General features: G+C 38.4%; 21 protein-coding genes. 15 read left to right on the forward strand and 6 right to left on the reverse strand.

Annotation, left to right across the window (positions count from 1 at the left end; genetic code table 11):
• The first annotated feature begins 1 nt into the window (after nucleotide 1).
• From phoR to A6E06_RS17020, 7 genes are all read left to right on the forward strand, one after another.
• Nucleotides 2–1,300 carry a phosphate regulon sensor histidine kinase PhoR gene (phoR, locus tag A6E06_RS16990; protein ID WP_065593934.1) on the forward strand — a complete coding sequence of 433 codons (1,299 nt, stop codon included), beginning with the start codon at nucleotides 2–4 and terminating at the stop codon, nucleotides 1,298–1,300.
• 58 nt (nucleotides 1,301–1,358) lie between these two features.
• Nucleotides 1,359–2,297: a PstS family phosphate ABC transporter substrate-binding protein gene (locus A6E06_RS16995; RefSeq protein WP_255312106.1), complete on the forward strand. Its 939-nt coding sequence runs from the start codon at nucleotides 1,359–1,361 to the stop codon at nucleotides 2,295–2,297.
• A gap of 73 nt (nucleotides 2,298–2,370) precedes the next feature.
• On the forward strand, nucleotides 2,371–4,584 hold the full coding sequence (locus A6E06_RS17000) for an ABC transporter permease subunit (protein WP_065593932.1): 2,214 nt from the start codon (nucleotides 2,371–2,373) through the stop codon (nucleotides 4,582–4,584).
• 24 nt (nucleotides 4,585–4,608) lie between these two features.
• Nucleotides 4,609–6,132, forward strand: coding sequence for a phosphate ABC transporter permease PstA (pstA, locus tag A6E06_RS17005; protein WP_065593931.1), 1,524 nt, complete (start codon nucleotides 4,609–4,611; stop codon nucleotides 6,130–6,132).
• Between the two features lie 4 nt (nucleotides 6,133–6,136).
• Entirely contained in the window at nucleotides 6,137–6,955 is an 819-nt protein-coding gene (pstB, locus tag A6E06_RS17010) for a phosphate ABC transporter ATP-binding protein PstB (protein ID WP_065593930.1), read from the forward strand.
• 39 nt (nucleotides 6,956–6,994) lie between these two features.
• Nucleotides 6,995–7,693, forward strand: coding sequence for a phosphate signaling complex protein PhoU (gene phoU, locus A6E06_RS17015; protein ID WP_065593929.1), 699 nt, complete (start codon nucleotides 6,995–6,997; stop codon nucleotides 7,691–7,693).
• 188 nt (nucleotides 7,694–7,881) lie between these two features.
• Complete coding sequence (locus tag A6E06_RS17020) at nucleotides 7,882–8,442, forward strand: VC2662 family protein (RefSeq protein ID WP_065593928.1); 561 nt, start codon at nucleotides 7,882–7,884, stop codon at nucleotides 8,440–8,442.
• A gap of 287 nt (nucleotides 8,443–8,729) precedes the next feature.
• On the opposite strand, the gene A6E06_RS17025 is transcribed toward A6E06_RS17020, so the two are convergent.
• The 3 genes from A6E06_RS17025 to A6E06_RS17035 all read right to left on the reverse strand — a co-directional run bounded on the left by A6E06_RS17025 (nucleotide 8,730) and on the right by A6E06_RS17035 (nucleotide 11,613).
• Nucleotides 8,730–9,401, reverse strand: a complete 672-nt coding sequence (locus A6E06_RS17025) for a hypothetical protein (RefSeq protein ID WP_065593927.1) — start codon at nucleotides 9,399–9,401, stop codon at nucleotides 8,730–8,732.
• Between the two features lie 82 nt (nucleotides 9,402–9,483).
• Complete coding sequence (locus A6E06_RS20165) at nucleotides 9,484–10,503, reverse strand: hypothetical protein (RefSeq protein ID WP_065593926.1); 1,020 nt, start codon at nucleotides 10,501–10,503, stop codon at nucleotides 9,484–9,486.
• Nucleotides 10,504–10,689: 186 nt separating this feature from the next.
• Complete coding sequence (locus A6E06_RS17035) at nucleotides 10,690–11,613, reverse strand: LysR family transcriptional regulator (RefSeq protein WP_065593925.1); 924 nt, start codon at nucleotides 11,611–11,613, stop codon at nucleotides 10,690–10,692.
• Between the two features lie 132 nt (nucleotides 11,614–11,745).
• Here A6E06_RS17035 and A6E06_RS17040 point away from each other — a divergent pair, with 132 nt between their 5' ends.
• A complete protein-coding gene (locus A6E06_RS17040) occupies nucleotides 11,746–12,384 on the forward strand; it encodes an AcfA family outer membrane beta-barrel protein (RefSeq protein WP_065593924.1) in 639 nt (212 codons plus the stop codon).
• Nucleotides 12,385–12,424: 40 nt separating this feature from the next.
• Nucleotides 12,425–12,790, forward strand: coding sequence for a YgiW/YdeI family stress tolerance OB fold protein (locus tag A6E06_RS17045; RefSeq protein ID WP_065593923.1), 366 nt, complete (start codon nucleotides 12,425–12,427; stop codon nucleotides 12,788–12,790).
• A 70-nt stretch (nucleotides 12,791–12,860) separates the two neighbouring features.
• Here the strand turns inward: A6E06_RS17045 and A6E06_RS17050 are convergent, their stop codons facing one another.
• A complete protein-coding gene (locus A6E06_RS17050) occupies nucleotides 12,861–13,604 on the reverse strand; it encodes a copper homeostasis protein CutC (RefSeq protein ID WP_065593922.1) in 744 nt (247 codons plus the stop codon).
• A 251-nt stretch (nucleotides 13,605–13,855) separates the two neighbouring features.
• The gene (locus tag A6E06_RS17055; RefSeq protein ID WP_065593921.1) at nucleotides 13,856–14,464 is read right to left on the reverse strand and encodes a peroxiredoxin C; all 609 of its coding nucleotides are present in this window, start codon (nucleotides 14,462–14,464) and stop codon (nucleotides 13,856–13,858) included.
• Between the two features lie 130 nt (nucleotides 14,465–14,594).
• Here A6E06_RS17055 and A6E06_RS17060 point away from each other — a divergent pair, with 130 nt between their 5' ends.
• The 3 genes from A6E06_RS17060 (at nucleotide 14,595) to aceA (ending at nucleotide 19,016) form a co-directional block, all read left to right on the forward strand.
• On the forward strand, nucleotides 14,595–15,494 hold the full coding sequence (locus A6E06_RS17060; protein ID WP_065593920.1) for a hydrogen peroxide-inducible genes activator: 900 nt from the start codon (nucleotides 14,595–14,597) through the stop codon (nucleotides 15,492–15,494).
• A gap of 574 nt (nucleotides 15,495–16,068) precedes the next feature.
• Nucleotides 16,069–17,673 (forward strand): malate synthase A, encoded by a 1,605-nt coding sequence (aceB, locus tag A6E06_RS17065; RefSeq protein WP_065593919.1) that lies wholly within the window; start codon nucleotides 16,069–16,071, stop codon nucleotides 17,671–17,673.
• A 14-nt stretch (nucleotides 17,674–17,687) separates the two neighbouring features.
• Nucleotides 17,688–19,016, forward strand: coding sequence for an isocitrate lyase (aceA, locus tag A6E06_RS17070; RefSeq protein ID WP_065593918.1), 1,329 nt, complete (start codon nucleotides 17,688–17,690; stop codon nucleotides 19,014–19,016).
• A gap of 107 nt (nucleotides 19,017–19,123) precedes the next feature.
• On the opposite strand, the gene A6E06_RS17075 is transcribed toward aceA, so the two are convergent.
• Nucleotides 19,124–19,567, reverse strand: a complete 444-nt coding sequence (locus A6E06_RS17075) for a CBS domain-containing protein (RefSeq protein WP_065593917.1) — start codon at nucleotides 19,565–19,567, stop codon at nucleotides 19,124–19,126.
• Nucleotides 19,568–19,811: 244 nt separating this feature from the next.
• Between A6E06_RS17075 and queA the strand changes: the two genes are divergently transcribed.
• From queA to yajC, 3 genes are all read left to right on the forward strand, one after another.
• The gene (queA, locus tag A6E06_RS17080; protein WP_065593916.1) at nucleotides 19,812–20,864 is read left to right on the forward strand and encodes a tRNA preQ1(34) S-adenosylmethionine ribosyltransferase-isomerase QueA; all 1,053 of its coding nucleotides are present in this window, start codon (nucleotides 19,812–19,814) and stop codon (nucleotides 20,862–20,864) included.
• A 188-nt stretch (nucleotides 20,865–21,052) separates the two neighbouring features.
• Nucleotides 21,053–22,180 (forward strand): tRNA guanosine(34) transglycosylase Tgt, encoded by a 1,128-nt coding sequence (gene tgt, locus A6E06_RS17085; protein WP_065593915.1) that lies wholly within the window; start codon nucleotides 21,053–21,055, stop codon nucleotides 22,178–22,180.
• Between the two features lie 95 nt (nucleotides 22,181–22,275).
• Nucleotides 22,276–22,608 (forward strand): preprotein translocase subunit YajC, encoded by a 333-nt coding sequence (gene yajC, locus A6E06_RS17090; protein ID WP_060991670.1) that lies wholly within the window; start codon nucleotides 22,276–22,278, stop codon nucleotides 22,606–22,608.
• Nucleotides 22,609–22,628 lie beyond the last annotated feature (20 nt).

Below are 22,628 nucleotides of genomic sequence, written 5' to 3' on the forward strand. Positions count from 1 at the left end.
CATGGTTGAACGTCTTTCATGGAAAAAGTTAGTCGGGGAGTTAGCTTTTTTCTACATACCTTGGATTATTGTCGGGTATTTGTTTGATGCTATATGGCCATTGTTGTTTCTTGCCTCGTTTATTCTGTTGATTTGGCATTTGCATAATCAAATTAAAATGTCTCGCTGGCTACATGAAGGGCGTAAAGCCACGCCGCCTTCTGCATCAGGCAGTTGGGAACCTATTTTTGATGAAACGTATCGCTTACAGAAAAGACATAAAAAACGTCGTAAAGAACTGTCTACGTTAATTCGTCGTTTTAGACAAGGCGCGGAAGCCCTTCCAGATGCCGTAGTGGTTTTTCGCCATGAAGGAAATATTGTTTGGTGTAATAGTCTAGCGCAATCATTACTTGGTTTTCGTTGGCCTGATGATTCAGGGCACCCAATAACAAATTTAATACGAACGCCTGATTTTGTTCAGTATCTAATCGCGCAGAATTTTGATATTCCCTTAGATATGCCATCACCAATTAATACAGATAAAACGCTTGAAATTCGTATAGTGCCGTACAGTGACGGTGAGTATTTAATGGTGGTACGTGACGTTACGCAAATTAAACAATTGGAAGGCATGCGTCGTAATTTCTTTGCGAATGTTTCTCATGAACTACGTACGCCAATGACGGTATTGCGTGGGTATTTAGAAATGTCGGAAGACCCTGAAATGTTAGTTGGTCCGATGTGGAACCGAGCACATGGCGTTATGACAGGGCAACTTTCACGAATGGAAAGTTTGGTAGAGCAACTATTAACGTTATCTAAAATAGAAGCAGCCGCAACCTCTATGCTAGAGGATAGAGTAGATGTTCCCTCTATGTTAGACGCTTTAGAAAAAGAAGCGGTGGCATTAAGTGGTGAGCGAAACCATACCATTATTTTTAATGTTGATCGCGGGCTTAAAGTGCAAGGTGATGAAGACCAATTGCGCAGTGCTATTTCTAATTTAGTGTATAACGCTGTGAAGCATACGACTGATGGTGCAGACATTACGGTTGAATGGAAAAAAACAAAGTCAGGGGCAACATTAAATGTATCTGACTCAGGTCAAGGGATTGAACCACAACATATACCTCGCTTAACAGAGCGTTTTTATCGAGTAGATAAAGCTCGTTCAAGAGACACCGGGGGAAGTGGGTTAGGGTTAGCTATTGTAAAGCATGCACTTAGCCATCATGATTCACAATTAGAAATACAAAGTAAACTGGGAAAAGGAAGTACCTTCTCATTTGTTTTACCTACAAAATTGATTTTAAAATAAGGACATAATGAAAAACATACATAGTAAAATACGGAGATTGTCTCGGGTGCTCTTTCCTGTGGGATTTCTTTGGCTATGTATTACTCAAAGTGTTTTAGCCTACGGTGGAAAATTAGCTCATTATGAACGTGAATCTGGTATTTCGGGTAATTTATCCTCAATAGGTTCCGATACTCTTGCAAATATGATGACACTTTGGGCGGAAGATTTTCAACGTATTTATCCCAAAGTGAATATTCAAATTCAAGCATCTGGTTCCTCTACTGCTCCTCCGGCTCTTATTGAAAGTACAGCTCAATTTGGTCCTATGAGTCGAAAAATGCGGCAAAGTGAGAAAGCGGCATTTGAACGACAATTTGGTTACCCACCAACTGAAATCCGAGTCGCTATTGATGCACTCGGAATTTTTGTTCATCAAGACAACCCAATTAAAGGGCTTAATTTTATTCAACTTGATGCTATTTTTTCTGCCACATTACGATGCGGAGCATTAAAACCGATTAATCGCTGGGAAGATTTAGGCATAGAAACACGTTGGGCTACGCATCAAATTCAACTGTTTGGTCGTAATTCAGTGTCTGGTACTTATGGGTATTTTAAAAACAATGCGCTATGCGATGGTGATTTTAAAGTTAATGTCAATGAACAACCCGGCTCGGCCTCAGTAGTACAAGGCGTGTCAGCTTCATTAAATGGGATAGGTTATTCTGGCGTTGGTTATCAAATGTCAGGCGTTAAACTAATCCCAATTAGTAAAGATGGGAGTCATTATATAGAGCCAACAACGAATAATATAATCAGTGGTAAGTACCCTTTAGCTCGTTTTCTTTATATTTACATTAATAAATCCCCCACAGCGGATCTTAAGCCGTTAGAAGCTGAATTTATTCGTTATATGCTCTCTTATGAAGGCCAAAAAAGAGTAGAGCAAGACGGATATATTGCATTGTCTGAGCGATTTGTTTTACAAGAATTATCCAAGTTAGATTTACATTAAATTGTCATTATAGTGTCACTCATATAATGAAATATAAAAAATATCCATAATTTAATACAGAGGTTGACCCATCATGGCATATGCCAAACCTAATCAGAGAACTCGAGATAAACAACGTCGCGTTGTGGATCTGATTATGCGTATTTGGGTGAAATCCAGTGGCATTGGGATCATCGCAGCCCTTATGCTTATTTGTTTTTATCTACTAGCAGTGATTGCACCTATTTTCACTTCGGTAACTGTCGAACCTTCATCTGAATACGCCGTTTCTTATCCGGATAATACCTTAGCAATTGGTTCTGATGAGCAAGGAAAAATGGCTTATCGAATTGACGATACTGGCCGTGTTCAGTTTATTGATCTCATTAATAAAAAATTAGTGAGTGAACAGCAGATCATTGAACATTCAACCACATTTACATCTACGATCGAAAGCCAAGATTGGTTTGCATTTGGAGATGATGAAGGCCGAGTACAGTTTGCTCAAATTGGATTTCAAACTAATTATTCCAAAGGAAACCGTCAGCTTATTCCGTTGGTCGAAAAATTCACTCCTTTCCCAAGTATTCAATTAGATGAAAAACAACAAGCGTTAACTCAATTGGCGTTAAGTTTAACCGCGACTGAAGGGGTTGTTTTAGCAAAAACACAAGATGAACGTTTGCTGGGAATTGAATTAGATAGTGTTGTTAATCAAATGACGGGAGAAACGGTCTGGAAGGCGGTACCTATTGAATTCGAGCAAGACAATGTAGATAAGATTAGTTCGTTACTTTCGATGGTAATTACGCCTAATAATGATTTTTTATATTTGTTATATCAACATGAGTTACAAGTTTGGAGCTTAAAAGATCATAAAGCGAGTTTACGTGAACGGATTACATTAATTGACTCAGCACAAAAATTAGTCTTACTTTCTGGGGCGCATTCAGTATTAGTGCAATTTGAAAATGGTGATTTATCACAATGGTTTGATACGATTAATAATGAAAAGCGGTCATTGACATTAATACGTACTTTTCACGTTGGTTCACCTATTTCACAATTAGCGCCAGAGGTATATCGCAAAGGAATTAGTATTATAGATACTGAGGGGAATTTAGCGTTAATCCATACCACGACAGAAAAAGCACTTTATCGTCAGCACGTGTTTAACGATGACGTATTAGCGGTAACTCAACCGCCTAATGCACAAAAACTTATCGTACTTACTAAAAGTGGATGGGAGTGCTTTGAGGTAACAAATCCTCATCCTGAAGTTAGTGTGCAATCTGTTTTTGGGAAAATGTGGTATGAAGGTTACCCCGAACCTGCTTATATTTGGCAATCAACAGCGGCAAATGATGATTTTGAATCTAAATTTAGTTTGATGCCTTTGGCTTTTGGTACATTAAAAGCGGCTTTCTATGCCTTGATTTTTGCAGGACCAATCGCGATTGGCAGTGCTATTTATACCGCTTACTTTATGTCTTCCAATGTTCGTCGATATGTAAAACCAACCATTGAAATAATGGAAGCGTTACCGACCGTTATTATCGGTTTACTTGCTGGGATTTGGTTAGCCCCAATTGTAGAAAATAACCTTGTTGCTGTGTTTAGTTTATTTGTATTCTTTCCATTAAGTATGATCATTATTGCTTTTATATGGCACATATTGCCGGCTCATATAATGAGAAGGTTGCCTAGGGGCCAGCATGCCATTTTACTTATCCCAGCATTAATTGGGATTGGGTACCTTACTTTTCAATATGGTTATTTGATTGAAAGTTGGTTATTTGATGGTGATTTACGACACTATCTTGGTGATAAAGGCGTTGGTTATGATCAGCGTAATGCATTGGTCGTTGGGATTGCGATGGGTGCTGCTATTATTCCAACGATTTATACCATTGCGGAAGATGCTATATTTTCTGTGCCAAAGCATTTGTCTGAAGGGTCATTAGCTCTCGGCGCGACACAATGGCAAACCTTAACTAAAGTCGTTTTACTTACTGCTAGTCCCGGTATTTTTTCTGCTGTGATGATGGGGTTGGGTCGTGCCGTAGGTGAAACCATGATCGTATTAATGGCAACAGGTAACACACCTATAATGGATGGCAATATTTTAGAGGGCATGAGAACGCTTGCTGCTAATATTGCGATAGAAATGCCTGAATCAGAAATGGGCAGTACTCACTTTAGAATGCTTTTCTTAGCGGCTTTCTTATTATTTGTCTTTACCTTTTTCGTTAACTCATTGGCAGAGTGGATACGCCAAGGGTTACGTGAAAAGTACCGTAGTTTATAGGTGAATATGAGATGAAGGTGAAGAATGAAGCGTTGGATTAAATCGGGTTCTCCTTGGATATGGTTAACGGCTGGTTCGGTAAGTATCAGCATGATTGCCGTACTTGGTATTTTATTACTGATAGGCTGGAAAGGGCTTTCTTATTTTTGGCCTACGCCATTGCAAGAGTGGCATACGATTGACGGTAAAGTTATCGTTGGTCAGTTATATGATGTAGAAAAACTACACGATACTAATACCGAAAAAAAAGAACGTTTAGTTATTAAAGTAGGAAACCGAGACATTAATGGTTTTGATTTTATTAATATTGATAAAGATAAAATAAAATCCGTGAGTCAACCTGCTGAATTGGCCGTGGTGGATAGACTCCAACATGGTAAATATTTTGGAACGATTATTGAAACCTCAAACGGTCTTAAACTCAATAAATTGCAAGTGGAGTCATGGGTACGTAGTGAAAAAGCTAAAATAGAACTATTAGAACAAGAGCAGCATAAACTGTATCAATTACTTGATGCGTTACCAAAAAAGAATCCACTCAGTGATGAGAATAAAAAACGAGAAGAACAATTAAATGAACAAGCAAAAGCGATCTCGAATCAATTAAGTCATAGTTATTTAATACTGCAAGATAGCCAGGGTGAAAAGTATAAATTAAGCAGCGATAATGTAGTCGATATTTGGTTTCCTAATATGATGACGTTAAAAGAAAAAACAATACATTGGTTTGAGGAGCTATACGATTTTATTAGTAACGATCCACGAGAAGCTAATTCTGAAGGCGGAGTGTTCCCCGCTATTTTTGGTACTATTTTATTAGTGTTACTCATGTCCGTTATCGTTATGCCATTAGGGGTTATTGCTGCGATTTATTTACATGAATACGCAAAGCCCAATATGCTGACAAGATTAATTCGTATCGCAGTGATAAACCTAGCGGGTGTACCTTCGATTGTTTATGGTGTATTTGGTTTAGGTTTCTTTGTTTATGTTGTTGGTGGCACACTTGACCAGCTTTTTTATTCAAATAAATTACCAACACCAACATTTGGTACACCTGGCTTATTATGGTCAGCACTGACTTTAGCTATTTTAACGCTGCCAGTTGTGATTGTTGCAACAGAAGAAGGACTTAGTCGGATCCCTAACTCGGTACGCCATGGTTCATTGGCATTAGGTGCGACACAGTTTGAAACCTTATGGAAGATTGTTTTACCGATGGCAAGCCCTGCGATAATGACCGGGTTAATTTTAGCCGTAGCAAGAGCCGCGGGTGAAGTCGCCCCTTTGATGCTCGTTGGGGTAGTTAAACTAGCGCCTTCTTTACCTGTTGATAATGTAGCGCCTTATTTGCATTTAGATCGTAAATTTATGCATCTTGGTTATCATATCTATGATGTAGGATTCCAAAGTCCAAATGTAGAAGCTGCTCGTCCTATCGTTTATGCCACGGCATTTTTGTTGGTTACCGTTATTGTTGGATTAAACTTAACTGCCATCGCTATTCGTAATAATTTACGAGAGAAATACCGAACATTGGAGTTGTAGCTATATGTATTCATTATCACCAGATCTCTCTTTTTTATCACCAATAGACGTCAATGATTTATCGGATGAAAATACAGCAATAGAGATCAATAATCTCAGCTTGTATTATGATAAAACGTCCGCCTTATCGAATATTGAAATGCGTATACCTAAAGGGCAGGTGACTGCTTTTATTGGACCGTCGGGTTGTGGTAAATCGACTTTATTACGTTGCATTAATCGAATGAATGATTTGGTTGATAATTGCAAAATCAGAGGTTCAATAAAACTGTTTGGTGATGATATTTATCAACCAAACACAGACATACCTTCATTGCGTCGTCGTGTTGGAATGGTGTTTCAACGGCCAAATCCGTTTCCTAAATCAATATATGAGAACGTAGTTTACGGTTTACGTTTACAAGGGATTAAAGAAGCGCGAATATTAGATGAGGCAGTAGAAGATGCGCTGAAAGCAGCAGCGCTGTGGGATGAAGTAAAGCATCGCCTACATGAAAATGCATTTGGATTATCAGGTGGCCAGCAACAACGCTTAGTTATCGCTAGAGCGATTGCGATTGAACCAGAAGTGCTTTTATTAGATGAACCGACATCAGCATTGGACCCCATTTCAACCTTAACCATTGAAGAACTTATCTACGAACTAAAAAGCAAATACACCGTAGTTATTGTTACTCACAATATGCAACAAGCTGCTCGAGTTAGTGACCACACCGCCTTTATTAATCAAGGTAAATTGGTTGAATACGGTAATGCGAATACTATTTTTACTTCTCCAGTGCATAAACAAACAGAAGATTACATTACAGGCCGTTATGGGTAATTAGCCTACAGTAGCCAACCAATAAGATAAGGATATACCATGCAACTTGGTCGACATATTTCAGGCCAATTTAACACCGAGCTTGAAGCCATTAGAACTCATGTATTAACTATGGGTGGAATGGTGGAACAGCAACTTACCTATGCATTAGAAGCATTGCATAATCACGATGCTGAATTAGCAAAGCGTGTCATGCATGAAGATCATAAAGTAAACGCCATGGAAGTTGCGATAGATGAAGCGTGCACGCGCATTATTGCAAAACGACAACCTACAGCGAGCGATTTACGTTTGGTAATGGCGATCATTAAAACAATCACTGATCTAGAACGTATCGGTGATGTTGCATCTCAAATCGCTAAAGTGTCATTAGAAAATTTCACAAGTAAACAGCATTCATTACTCGTTTCTCTTGAGTCATTAGGTCGTCAATCAGTAAAAATGATGCACACGGTATTAGATGCCTATGCTCGAATGGACGTAAAGGCCGCAACAGAAGCTTATAAGTTTGATGATAAAATAGATGCAGAATACGAAGCCGTTGTACGTCAATTAATGACTTATATGATGGAAGATCCAAGCTCAATTCCAAGTGTAATGAAGGTTATGTGGGCGGCTCGTGCTATTGAGCGTGTAGGAGATCGTTGCCAGAATATTTGTGAATATATTATCTATTTTGTCAAAGGAAAGGATGTACGTCATATCGGCGATCAAAATATTGATGATGTGATTAAATAAGTTGAGTGATACTTAACTCGAAATAAGCCTTTGACTTAAAAATAATAATCAAACAAATAAAATTTGAGCTATGCTGTATTTATCGCAACTAACGAGTATATTATGAGCTATTGCATTCATAATGCGATTGATAATACAAAAATAGATTCATTTAATAATCATAAATTATAGTAATAAAGGAATATATTATGAAGAAGATTTTAGTTGGTACTTGCGCGGCGTTATCTATGGTTTCATCGTTCGCTATGGCGGATAGTACTCCAGTGATGTTCTCATCTCTGAATGGTTTTAATGCACCAGCGGCAAGTGAAGTAAAAGGCGTTCGTTTAGCGGCTCTTCATGGTAAAACTGGCGATGTAACAGGTGTCGATTTTGCGCTTGGTATGTCTGAGAGTGATAACCTAACAGGTGTTAACTTCCCACTATTTATCGGTGCGAACAAAGTTAATGGCAACATGACTGGTGCATCTTTCGGCCTATTTAACTGGCATAAAGGTGATGATTTAGGCGCTAACTTAGGTTTTGTAAATATCACTAATAATGTTAAAGGTGCGAACCTATCAGCAGTTAACTATTCTGAAGGTTACACCATGGTTGATGTTGGCGTTGCAAACCTTTCAAACGATTCACACGTTCAAGTGGGTTTATTTAACATGACATCTGAAATTAAAGGTGTTCAAGTTGGTCTGATCAACTGTGCTGAAAATGGTTTCCTACCTTGTTTCCCAATCGTGAACTTTGCGATGTAATTTGGTTTCAAATTTAATTAAATAAAAATGGCGCTGCTTTATTATAAAGTAGCGCCATTTTTGTATCTGACCATTCTTGGTTTTCTTGTCATTTTATCAAAACTTATTAATGAGAAGGAAGATAGAGTGAATCATAAAAATAAAAAGCCCCTGCACCAAATTACTTATGTAGGGGAGAGAGTTACCAAAGGGTAATTATTTATCTTCTATCATTGATTTTATAGATATAAATAAAACGATCAGAGGAAGCGAAAGCATAATTAAAAAAGTCATAGTTTCTCCAAAGATTAAAATCGTAAGTTAAATCCAATTTCATAACTGTTTTCGGTTCTGGTTTTATCGCTAGGGCTTACTCTTGACTCACCAAAGGTATACTTCATATAAGGTTCTACCCATTTAGGCTTTAGGGTTAGTGTGACATCTTGGCTGTTGTAATAGCTTTTTGATCCAGTTAGTTCACGGTCATGAGTAAACGAATAACTAAAGTTACTCCATTGATTAATTGTGTAGCTAGCCCCAAGTGTATTTTTCCATTCTCTGGTGGTATTAAATGCATTGAAATTATTGTTTACGCCAGGCTGAAATATGCTCTCTGAAAAAACACCTTTTCTCCACTCATGAGAGGTATTAGCAAAAATCATAATGTCTTGAGTTAATGCTGTTCCGGTAAATAGCCCAACATTATAAATATCAAAAATATCTGCTCGCCCGTAACTTACAAATGCTTCGGTATAAAATTGACCAAGCATGACACCATAGCCGGATCCAATTTCTAAATATCCAGTTGAATCAATGTCTGCAGTAAAACTGATTGCTTCCGTTGCTTGAAGATTGGCAGTAACGGTTCCTACCCATTCATCATTATTTTGAGAGAGTTGAACGCTTAAGTCTGGTTCATGATATTTCGCTGAAGCAGATAAAGAGGCAAAAAAAGATAACAATAAGAGTTTAAAGCGCATAATTAAGTACTCATCGTAAAAATAAAAAAGGAGTCACCAAAATAGCGACTCCTTTGCTTTATTTATCAAACTCTAGCTAATCTTATGAGCGTGTAGCTCTATCCTTGATAGCTTGCTTAATTTGCTGACGTTGCTCTTGAGATAGAGATCTTGCTTTATCTTTTAATTTGGTTTTTTGCTCTTCTGTTAGGTTAGGCTTTGCTGGAATCCAGTCATTGATAGCATCTGAAATAGTACCTTTAGCTGCGATTTTTAAATCTTCAATAGTTTCTCTTTCACCTGTAAGTAGGTAATAGCCTAGGGAGTTTCCTTGAAGATCCATTTCTATATTAACTATTTTTAACATAGTTAGTTTATTATCTTGAGACCATTCAACAGTCATATCTTTAGTTACACCCCAAGCTCTCTGTCTCATATCTTCATCAATAGCCCCTTTCCCTTCATTTGCGATGAAGGCAATAGCTAAGAATTTTTGTTCTTCTTCTGTAAGGAGTATCATTGCTTCTTTATATGCCTTCACAGTTTTAACTGAGACAGTTGTACTCTTATCTTCTTGACCTTGAATAATAATTCCTGCAGGAGTGTCAATTAAAGTAACCTCACTTTCACCGAGTGAGATGATTAGTTTGTTATCATCTTCAAATTGAAAATCAAAACCCAATCCAAATTCAGGATCTATTGCGGGTATAACTCCGTAATCAGGATCTATCGGGTGCTGAACATCGGTGACAATTAATCTTCCATTTACAATACTTAAGTTTACTTCTGCACCATGGTTACCATGAAAGATGATTGAATCACCTTCCTTTTGAATATAACCAACAGTGACGCCATTTACGTCTTTTACGTTATCGCCATCGGTTGTAAATGTTTGACCATTAATACGAATAAGAGTATCGGTTTCTTGACCTTTAATCATTGCAGCTTGATAAGTTCCCTCATCACCTTTGATTAGTGCTGCTTGAGCATTTTCACCTTCAAAATATTGAACATCAGCAATACCATCTTGTGGTGTTGGCCCGTTATTATCGCTTGAACCTGAAGAAGAACAACCAGCTAGGAATGATGCCGCAACTAAAGATGCAATTAATTTAAGTTTCATATTGGTTTCTCTCTTAACGTAATGGTTGGCTTATTAGCCATAATTTTTGAAAGCATCAGTGCTTGTTGATGGCGTTCCTAGCCGATGAGAGAAGTATATGGAATGTACTAAAAAGCCTCTAATCCCTTAAAAGAATAGAGGCTTTAACGTTAAGTTATTAATGAGAGAGAAGAATGACCGTAATAACTACTGGTTATCAATGAGTAAGGATTGAAGAATTTTTTTTAACCACAACACGGTTGGGCTATTTCTATTTTTGTGGTGATAATAAGCACAAACCTTTGGGTTAATATCTTGATTATCAAATAGTATTTTAAGGCTTCGTAGCGGTCTATTATGTTCGATATCTAAGAATTTAGACGCAGGAAACATCATGTCAGAGTTATTAACGACATCAAGAACGGCTGATGGTAATTCAGATCTAAAACCAATTTTTGCTTCTAAACCTTTAATTTTTAATATTTTTTCAGCTAAAGATTGATGAGAATTCCAATCAACAGCGATAATGGTTGCAAGCTCGAAATGAAAACCATCTTTCACTTCAATACTATTTCCTTTATAAGGATGATCTTTTCTTACATAGCCAGTAAAACGATCTTGAGCAATTGGTTTTTGAATTAATTCTTTTGGTGCATGGCCTATTTCATAATTAAGGCCTAATTGAACTTCATCATTGATGATGTCGATCATTGTTGATTTAGACCAATTTAATAATTGCACTTGAACATTGGGAGCCTCAGCTCTGATTGCTTGAAATAACTTATTGGCAATGGCACTTAAAAGAAAAGGAGATAGCGCCAGTTTGATAACGCCTTCAAGTTTTTTAGGATCAAACTCATTACTTTCGTTTAATGTGGAAGAAAGTTCATCAAGTATTGGTGAGATGCTTTCAGCCAATTGATTTGCATATTCAGTCGCTCGAAGTCCATGATGGGTTTTTACAAATAACTCATCACCAAAATGATCTCGTAAACGCTGCAGAGCTTTACTGATAGCAGGCTGAGATACAAATAGGCGATCAGAGGCTTTTCGCATATTTCTTTCTTGATGAAGAACGATAAATGTTCTCAATAAGTTTAAATCTAATGTGGCGAATAGATCTTTTGCCATGGTGAATTATTTCCTTATAAAGTCTGAACTATTTAGTAACTCTTCACGCTTCCTTCACGAACTTCCCTCTATAGTACCCACATAACGAATTAAGACCAAGCTTAACCCCATGACTATAGGATTGTATTTATAATGAAAAAGTATCTATTTCTACTAATGGCAGCAACATCAACAACGGCATTTTCTGCACCATACGTAGGTTTAGAATATGGCGTAACAAACATGAATCACGATTACTCAACGACTTTTTCAGAGACTGCTGGAGATGTAACATTAACTCCTGATGATTCAAACTCTGCGTTTGGTGGCTTTGTTGGTTATCGTTTTAACGATTTTGGTTTAGAGTTAGGTTATAAGAAATTTGAGAGTGATGATTCTCGTAGTAAAACAATAAATTATAATCCACCAGTAGAAACTGAGCGCGAATGGAATGCTGATTTAGATGCGACTCAATTTACATTTAAACCAGTGTATTTTTATAATTTTAATGAGAAATTACAATTAAAAACCGGTCTAGGTTTAACGTATACCCAATATAAATACGACTCATCAGCATATACAGAAACAGAAAATGATTTAACAGATCAAGAGTCAATTTCTGATCATGAACACGGAGCATCTAAATCAGAAAGTGTATTTGGTGCTATCGCAAGCGTAGGTGTTGAGTACATGGTGATGCCAAGCTTAGCTTTAGGTGCATCAGCAAGCTATCAAGTAGATAGTATTGCTAATTCAACGTCGTTCATGTTGAGTTCAGCTTACTACTTTTAATATGTAGTTATAGAAGTTAATCATATTTGGAAATAATAAAATGAAAAAAATTGTATTAGTAAGTGCATTAGTATTGGCGTCAACAGGTGCGTTCGCAGCTCAAAACACTCAAGTAGCTAAAGGCGGATTTTCTGGCCCAAGCGCAGTGACTGTAAATACTGTTCAAATAGCTCAAGAAGCAAAAGATGATACTCCAGTAACACTAACAGGTTATATTGTTGCTTCATTAGGTGATGAAGAGTATCAATTTAAAGATGCAACAGGTGAGATGATTGTTGAGATTGATCACCGTGATTGGAATGGTATTGAAGCAACACCTGAAACAAAATTAGTGATTCAAGGTGAAGTAGATAAAGAGTGGAAACACACTGCAATTGACGTAAATACTGTGCAGTTAGCAAAATAACTTTTCTACAGACCCAAAAATAGAAAAGGCCAGAAGATAATCTCTGGCCTTTTTATTAGCATTTTTAAATTTATTTAATATTTTGTCTTACCGCATCGATTTTTTTAGCGTCAGTCACTGGGACAATAAAATCATCCAAATCTCCAGTTCCCATTTTAACGCCATCTAATACTAACTTCATTTTACTTGGACGAGTTGATTTTCCGGATAAGTGGATCTCAGTGATACCCGTCTTTTCAATTATCTCTTTCGCATTTTCAGCAGTGACACCAGCACCTGCTAATATTTCAAAGCGTCCATTAGCTAGTTTTACCATTTCAGATAGAACATCAATACCATCATAAGCATTTGCTGCTAGACCAGAGGTAAGTATGCGCTCACAACCTAGCTCTGCAATGTTTTCAATTGCTTTTTTATAATTAGAACATTGGTCAACAGCGCGATGAAAAGTCACACCCAAATCATTGTCATTGGCTATTTTCATTAAGCGAGTAGACAGTGGCATATCAATATCGCCATTAGCTTTTAATACGCCAAAAACTACCCCTTGTAAGCCGGCTAATTTTGCTGCATGAATATCCTCAATCATTGCCGAGATATCGTCGTTGTCATATAGAAAATCTCCTTGGCGAGGACGGATCATCGCATAAACAGGAATAGAGGAGATAGCTGCTGCTTTTTTCATGAAACCAAAGCTGGGAGTAAGCCCACCCAATGCAAGAGAGGAGCATAGTTCAATGCGATCTGCGCCACCATTAATAGCATTATGCAGTGATTCTAAGTTATCGATACAGACTTCAATTTTAATAGACATGATGGGTAAACAAAAATAATTGATAATAGAACAGTTTACGGGATATTTGATTTTAGATGTGTGAAGAGAGCGTCAGAATTACGAGCTAGAATAAAGAAAAAAGCCCTGAAGAAAACTTCAGGGCTTTTAGTATTAGGCAAACTTTCTGATTTTAGGCTACTGCGTTTATACGCTTTTAATATTCTAGCCACATGCACCGTTGAGCGTAGGTGCATTCGAGTACTTTGATGTAAAGTACTCTATGTCAGCAATTACTTGCTTAGGTCGTCAGCGTGTTCAGATAGGAATGCTGCAACACCTTGTGGAGATGCGTCCATACCTGCTTTGCCTTCTTCCCATTGTGCTGGACAAACTTCACCATTCTTCTCGTGGAAGTTTAGTGCGTCAACCATACGTAGCATTTCGTCGATGTTACGACCTAGTGGAAGATCGTTAACCACTTGGTGACGTACAAGGCCGTCAGAATCGATTAGGAAAGAACCACGGAAAGCAACACCAGCTTCTGGATGCTCAACGTCGTATGCTTTACAGATTTCGTGCTTAACGTCAGCAACTAGAGGGTATTTAACTGGACCAATACCGCCATCTTCGATAGCCGTGTTACGCCATGCGTTGTGAGAGAATTGTGAATCGATAGAGATACCGATTACTTCCGCGCCTTTAGCTTGGAAATCAGCTAGACGGTTGTCAAAAGCGATTAGCTCTGAAGGACAAACGAAAGTGAAGTCTAGTGGGTAGAAAAATACTACCGCAGTCTTACCTTTAGTGAATTCTTTGAAGTTGAAGCTATCAACGATCTCGCCGTTACCTAGAACAGCTGCAGCAGTAAAGTCTGGTGCTTGACGACCTACTAGTACCATTTTTGAATCTCCTAAAAATTAGATTTTCCAAACTTCATGTTTGGCTTTATGTTTCAACAGGACAAACTATAGTACAAAAGGTATGATTGAAAAAAGCGAATTAAATAGATGGATGTAATCGAGAAAAGCGATGACTAAATGGCCTTCATTAAAACAGTTACACTATTTTATTACCTTACATGAAACTCGCCATTTTGGTGAAGCAGCAGAAAAGTGCTTTGTGAGCCAATCAACATTAAGTAAAGGAATACAAAACCTTGAAGAGCTGATTGGTTGTCCATTGTATGAGCGTGATAAAAAAACATTAATATTTACCCCTATTGGGGAAAGGGTGGTGGCTCAAGGGAGAGAACTTTTAGCAAAAGGACAAGATTTAATAGAACTTGGGTCTTTGTGTCAGGGTGACACAATGCAAGGACAGCTTCGTGTTGGATGCATTCCTACGATAGCCCCTTTTTTATTATGTGATTTAGTACAAGAGGTAAATAAGAGTTACCCGCAGTTAACCTTATTATTAAGGGAAGATACAACAACGAACCTTTTAGCTGCACTAAGACAAGGGCAGTTAGATGTATTAATCCTTGCCTTGCCGGTTGATATAGCAGGAATGGACAGTTTAGTGGTTGGCTCTGATCCATTTAAAATGGTGATCAGTAAAGATCAAGTGAACTCAATTTCGACGCCTATTCGTTATGATGAGTTGCCTGATGAATTTGTTTTCTTATTAGAGAAAGAGCACTGTTTAACAGAACACGCGGTTTCTGCTTGTAAGTTAACGAGTAAAGAGAAAATAAACCCCTTTACAGCAACGAGCCTACACACACTCGTCCAAATGGTCGCGAATGGCTTGGGAACTACGTTTATTCCTCAAATGGCAATAAAGCATGGTTTGTTAGATAACCAAAACTTGGTTGTAGTTGAGCCGCCAGGTCAAGAGGCATCAAGAGATATCGGTTTAGTTTGGAGACCAAGTTCATCTCGCTTACAAGCTTTTCATCAGCTAGCGGATGTCGTAAAAGGCATATTATAGTTTTATGATCACATTTTAAGGCGCTTATTTATTTTTATAGATAGGCGCTTTCTACTTTTGAATAATAGGGTGATTAGTGACCACCTTCGCACTTCTTTATATTTATTTTAAAACAGATCTGACCAGTTAATCCCCTTTCTTCTTGTTGTATATCGTCACTTTCTTATAGTCACTCGTTTAATTAAACGAACCTTTCTCTTTTTTTAATTCTATCCCCCTGTTTTCTTTGTGAAATTAAAACTGTGAATTTTACATGTTCAATTTTACAAGTTTAATTTGTGTAATTTTACTACGTTTTTATCAGATCATTTGCCTGCTTGTTTGTTATCGAAATGTAAAAAATAAATTTTGACAATTATCTTTATAGAGCATTTACTCATAACTCGAGTTGCTTAGTTTTACGGACATATTATTGAAAATTCAAGGCAATGTTAGCCTTTAGTAGGGGTTGTAATTGATACGCTCTTTCGAGAATGTAATAGACGTAAGCAACAAGAACGACAAATAGGATGAAACATGAATACTAAATCGTAGTGTTTTAGTTACAAATGTAATTTTGCCGGAGGCGCAAACCATGACTGATACCATGACAACCACAGAAAAAAAAATATCCATTGTTGGCGCTGAGTTGCCACAAGTAAAAGAAGTGTTAAGCGCTGGGGCTGTCCGTTTTTTAACTCATGTGGTTGAAAAGTTTGCCCACCGAATTCCTGAGCTTTTAGACACACGCCAAGTGCGCCAACGAAAAATAGATGCAGGTCAATTGCCCGATTTTTTATCTGAGACTCGGTCTATTCGTGAATCAGAATGGAGCATTCAAGGGATTCCTGCCGATCTTCAAGACAGACGAGTAGAGATCACTGGACCGACTGATAGAAAAATGGTGATTAATGCTTTGAATGCCAATGTAAAAGTATTCATGGCAGATTTTGAAGATTCATTAGCTCCCTCATGGGAGGCGGTACTTGATGGACAGATTAATCTGAGAGATGCAATGAACGGCACTATTCAATACACCAATCCTCAAACTCAAAAGGTATATCAATTAAAACAAGATCCAGCGGTACTGATTTGCCGTGTCCGTGGTCTACACCTTCCTGAAAAACATGTGTTGTTTAATGGTGTTCCTATTCCTGGAGCTTTATTTGATTTTGCCCTTTATTTTTATCACAACTACCAAACGTCATTAAAGAAAGGCAGTGGACCTTATTTTTACCTACCAAAATTACAAGCCTACCAAGAAGCGGCGTGGTGGAGTGACGTATTCAGTTTTGCTGAGCGAGAATTTGGATTGAAACAAGGGACGATTAAAGCGACCGTTCTTATTGAAACCTTGCCAGCTGTATTTGAAATGGATGAAATTCTGTACAGCTTAAAAGAACACATTGTGGGACTGAATTGTGGTCGATGGGATTACATTTTTAGCTACATTAAAACACTTAAAAATCATCCTGACCGAGTTTTGCCAGATCGCCAAGTGGTGACGATGGAAAAACCGTTTCTAAATTCTTATTCACGTCTATTGATCAGAACATGTCACAGAAGAGGAGCATTTGCGATGGGAGGAATGGCCGCCTTTATTCCATCAAAAGATCCGGTAAAAAATGATTGGGTACTAAATAAAATTCAAACGGATAAATCATTAGAAGCGAATAATGGACATGATGGAACTTGGGTTGCTCACCCTGGTTTAGCTGACACAGCAAGAGCTGAATTTGATCACGTGTTAGGCGAGCGAACCAATCAGCTAGATATCAGTCGAGAAAATGATAACCCTATTACCGCCGAAGAATTATTAGCCCCTTGTGAAGGTGAAAGAACCGAAGAGGGAATGCGTCATAACATTCGTGTCGCGGTTCAATATATTGAAGCGTGGATCACCGGTAATGGGTGTGTCCCGATTTATGGATTAATGGAAGACGCCGCTACGGCAGAAATATCAAGAACGTCTATTTGGCAATGGATACAACATGGGAAAACATTAGATAACGGAGAAACAGTTACAGCCGATCTATTTAGAACCATGTTACTGGAAGAGATGAAAGTAATAGAAGAGGAGTTGGGAACTGAACGTTTTGATTCGGGCCAATTTACTCAAGCTGCAAAACTGATGGAGAAACTGACCACCAGCGATCAACTTACGGACTTTTTAACACTATCTGGCTATGAATATTTATAAGAGAGGGAACTATTATGACTACATTTAAACCGCAAACTCGCCAACAACAAATTGATGCACTAAAAAAAGATTGGGCTGATAACCCTCGTTGGAATGGAGTAACTCGTCCATACACAGCGGAAGAGGTAATTAACCTTCGTGGCTCTTTTGCACCAGAAAATACCATTGCTCAAAAAGGGGCTGATAGATTATGGTCGTTGGTGAATGGGTCATCTAAAAAAGGATACGTAAACTGTCTTGGTGCCTTAACTGGTGGGCAAGCCGTTCAGCAAGCAAAAGCGGGAATTGAAGCAATTTACCTTTCAGGCTGGCAGGTCGCTGCGGATAATAATACCGCATCAACCATGTACCCTGATCAATCATTGTATCCGGTAGATTCAGTGCCTTCAGTGGTTAAGCGTATTAATAATTCTTTCCGACGTGCAGATCAAATTCAATGGTCAACAGGAACCCCCCCTGAAGAGGGCATTGATTATTTTCTGCCGATTGTGGCTGATGCAGAAGCGGGTTTTGGTGGCGTACTTAATGGTTATGAATTAATGCGTAACATGATTGAATCAGGTGCTGCAGGCGTTCACTTTGAAGATCAGTTAGCATCAGTGAAAAAATGTGGTCATATGGGTGGCAAAGTATTAGTACCAACTCAAGAAGCAGTACAAAAACTGGTTGCTGCGCGATTAGCTGCTGATGTAGCAGGAACAACAACACTCGTTATCGCAAGAACCGATGCCAATGCTGCGGATTTATTAACATCAGATTGTGATCCGTATGACCAAGAATTTATTGAAGGCGAGCGTACAGCTGAAGGTTTCTACAAAGTAACCGCAGGTATTGACCAAGCCATCTCTCGTGGTCTGGCGTATTCACCTTATGCTGATTTAGTATGGTGTGAAACGGCAACACCGTGTTTGGAAGAAGCTCGAAAGTTTGCGGAAGCGATTCATGCAGAATATCCAGACCAACTACTGGCGTATAACTGTTCGCCATCGTTTAACTGGGAGAAAAACCTCGATTCAGAAACGATTGCGAAGTTCCAACAAGAATTGGCTGATATGGGCTATAAATACCAATTTATTACTCTAGCTGGCATTCATAGTATGTGGTTTAACATGTTTGAACTTGCTCATTCTTATGCTCAAGGTGAAGGGATGCGTCATTATGTAGAAATGGTTCAACGTAAAGAGTTTGAATCGGCATCTAAAGGGTATACGTTCGTTGCGCATCAACAAGAAGTGGGCACAGGTTACTTTGATATAATGACTAATACCATTCAAGGTGGAAAATCGTCAGTAACCGCATTAACAGGGTCAACGGAAGAAGAGCAATTTAAAACTAATGCGTAGTGGTCTTACGTTAATTGAATAAATTCACATAATAATAAATAGGCAACTATCACGTTTAGGGAGAATGGAATCTCCCTTTCTTTTTTATTCGCATTGAACGTTACCGTTTATTCATCCACTTCCATAGGATCGACCTCTTCTTGCAATTCCAATAAGTTAATTGCGATCGTCACAAAGTCTGAATCAGTAATAATTCCCACCAATTTGCCATGGTGAACAACTGGCAAGCATCCCATTTTATGTTTTTGCATAAATAATGCGGCTGATTTCAATCCACCATATGGAGAAACACTCATGATGTTTTCATGCATTATATTATTGAGTGGAATATCTAAAGCGGATATTTCTTCCAGCGTCGGTTTTTCTAAACATGATGCTTGAGCGGATAATAAATCACGTTGTGTCACTAATCCAATCAATGCGTGTTCAGTATCTACAATAGGTATATGTCGAATACCGTGCTCGTCCATTAATGCTTTGGCATCTTCTAATGAATGTGAACGAAGCAGGGTGTGAGGGTGAGTGGTCATCATATCATTAACGGTAAACATAGCGTGCTCCTGCCATTTGAATATCCTAAATTAAATATAGAATGAGAATGAATAAAAAAGTGCGAACTAGCTAGAGGTTTGAAGAGATAAAAATATTGATGATACTTTCTCTGTTTGAAGTCAAATTCATTAATTTAAGTACGAATTTTTTTCAAAATTTGAGAGGTATATGGCTTCACCTCTTGCTATTGCTCTGAGCGTGAATATACTACTCTGTCTGCCATTTTTGATGAAGAAGTAAACCATGCAAGTATCCGATTTCCACTTTGAATTACCCGATGAACTTATTGCGCGTTACCCTCAACCTGAGCGTACGGCAAGTCGCCTATTACGATTAAATGGTAATAGCGGCGAATTAGTTGATGGTCAGTTTACTGATGTGCTTGATTTAGTGCAGAGCGGTGATCTTGTTGTTTTTAATAATACTCGTGTTATTCCTGCGCGTATGTTCGGTGTAAAAGCATCTGGTGGAAAACTGGAAGTTTTGGTTGAGCGTGTGCTTGATGAACATTCTGTATTAGCTCACGTTCGTTGTTCTAAATCGCCAAAACCAGGAAATCAATTGTGGTTAGGTGAGAATCAAGAATACGAAGCGGAGATGGTTGCTCGTCATGACACCTTGTTTGAAATTCGTTTCACTTCAGAAAAGAAAGTACTAGATATTTTGGATGAGATTGGTCACATGCCATTACCTCCTTATATCGATCGTCCTGATGAAGATGCAGATAAAGAGCGCTACCAAACGGTTTATAATGAAAAACCGGGTGCTGTTGCTGCTCCAACCGCTGGGTTACACTTTGATACAGACATTTTAGAAAAAATGAAAGCAAAAGGCGTAGAATTTGCTTACGTTACTCTTCATGTCGGTGCTGGTACATTCCAACCTGTTCGTGTTGATAATATTTTAGAACACCACATGCATTCTGAATACGCTGAAGTATCTCAAGAAGTCGTTGATGCGGTTAACGCAACAAAGGCGCGTGGTGGTCGTGTTATTTCTGTCGGCACAACGTCAGTGCGTTCTTTAGAAAGCGCTGCTCAACATGCGTTAAAACAAGGCACAGAGTTAGCCCCATTTTTTGATGATACAGAAATATTTATTTACCCAGGGTATGAATTCCAAGTTGTTGACGCATTAGTGACAAACTTCCATTTACCGGAGTCTACTCTTATCATGCTTGTCAGTGCTTTTGCTGGCTATGAAAATACGATGAAAGCGTATGAGCAAGCGGTGAATAATCAATACCGTTTCTTTAGTTACGGTGATGCGATGTTTATTACAAAAAAAACAGCGTAACAAAGGTAAGCTAACGTACCATATAAATTCAAATTTCACTCACGGAACCAGTGAAATAGGAAAACTGGATGTTTTCAACTAGGTTGACAAAAGAACGATTGTTAACCTAGCGGTGCATCATTAAACCTATTTAGTGAATGCAAATTAAATACATTGTCAGATTGTTTCTCTGGCTTATTGGAGGTTTCGTGAAGTACGAACTACTCAAAAAACAAGGCCGCGCTCGTCGTGGTCAACTGCAATTCGACCGTGGTACGGTTGAAACTCCAGCATTTATGCCAGTAGGTACTTACGGTACTGTTAAAGGCATGACTCCAGAAGAAGTTAAAGATACTGGTGCTGAGATCTTACTAGGCAACACGTTCCATTTATGGTTACGTCCTGGTCAAGAAATCATGAAATTGCACGGTGATTTACATGACTTTATGAACTGGAAAGGTCCAATCCTAACCGATTCAGGCGGTTTCCAAGTATTCAGCCTTGGTAAAACACGTAAGATCACTGAAGAAGGCGTACATTTCCGTAGCCCGGTAAACGGTGATAAGATCTTTATGGATGCAGAGAAATCAATGCAAATCCAGTACGATCTTGGTTCTGACGTAGTTATGATTTTTGATGAATGTACGCCATATCCTGCAACGCATGATGAAGCACGCATTTCAATGGAACGTTCGATTCGTTGGGCTGACCGTAGTCGCAATGAATTTGATCGCCAAGAAAACCCGAATGCACTATTTGGTATCGTTCAAGGTGGTGTATACGAAGACTTACGTGATGTGTCTGTTGAAGCGCTAACGAAAATTGGTTTTGATGGTTATGCTGTTGGTGGCCTAGCAGTAGGTGAACCAAAAGAAGACATGCACCGCATTTTAGAGCATACATGTCCACAATTACCAGAAGATAAGCCACGATACCTAATGGGTGTTGGTAAACCAGAAGACTTGGTTGAAGGCGTTCGTCGCGGTATTGATATGTTTGATTGTGTTATGCCAACGCGAAATGCACGTAATGGTCACCTATTTGTGACTGGCGGTGTGATCAAGATCCGTAATGCGAAACATAAAATCGATACAACACCACTAGATCCTGAATGTGATTGTTATACTTGTCAGAATTACAGCAAGTCTTACTTACATCATTTAGATCGCTGTAATGAAATTTTAGGTGCACGTTTAAATACGATTCATAACTTACGTTATTACCAACGTATTATGGCGAGCATCCGTAAGGCTCTGGAAGAAGAACGTTTTGAGCAGTTCGTGGAAGAATTCTACGCACGTCGCGATCGTGAAGTTCCACCATTAAAAGACCTTTAAAAACAGAGTTATCACCCATATATCTAAAGGGATATGTGTATGGTCACATTTTAGAAACCGGAAATTAGAAACTAGATTAACGAGGACGTTATTAAATGAATTTTTTCTCTCAAGCTCATGCAGCTGGTGAAGCAGGGGCACAAGGCGGTGGCATGCAAATGTTTATCATGCTGGGTATGTTTGCTGTTATCTTTTACTTTATGATTTATCGCCCACAAGCGAAACGTCAAAAAGAGCACAAAAATCTAATGTCTTCTATGGGTAAGGGTGATGAAGTCCTTACTGCAGGCGGTTTAGTGGGTAAAATCACTAAGGCATCTGAAGAAAATGATTACATCGTAATTGAGCTAAACGCGAATAACGAAGTGACTATTAAAAAGGATTTTGTTTCAGCAGTTCTGCCAAAGGGCACGCTGAAATCATTATAAAAACTGTACCCTCTAACTTC

The sequence above is a fragment of the Aliivibrio sp. 1S175 genome (genome assembly GCF_001690985.1).
GTDB lineage: Bacteria > Pseudomonadota > Gammaproteobacteria > Enterobacterales > Vibrionaceae > Aliivibrio.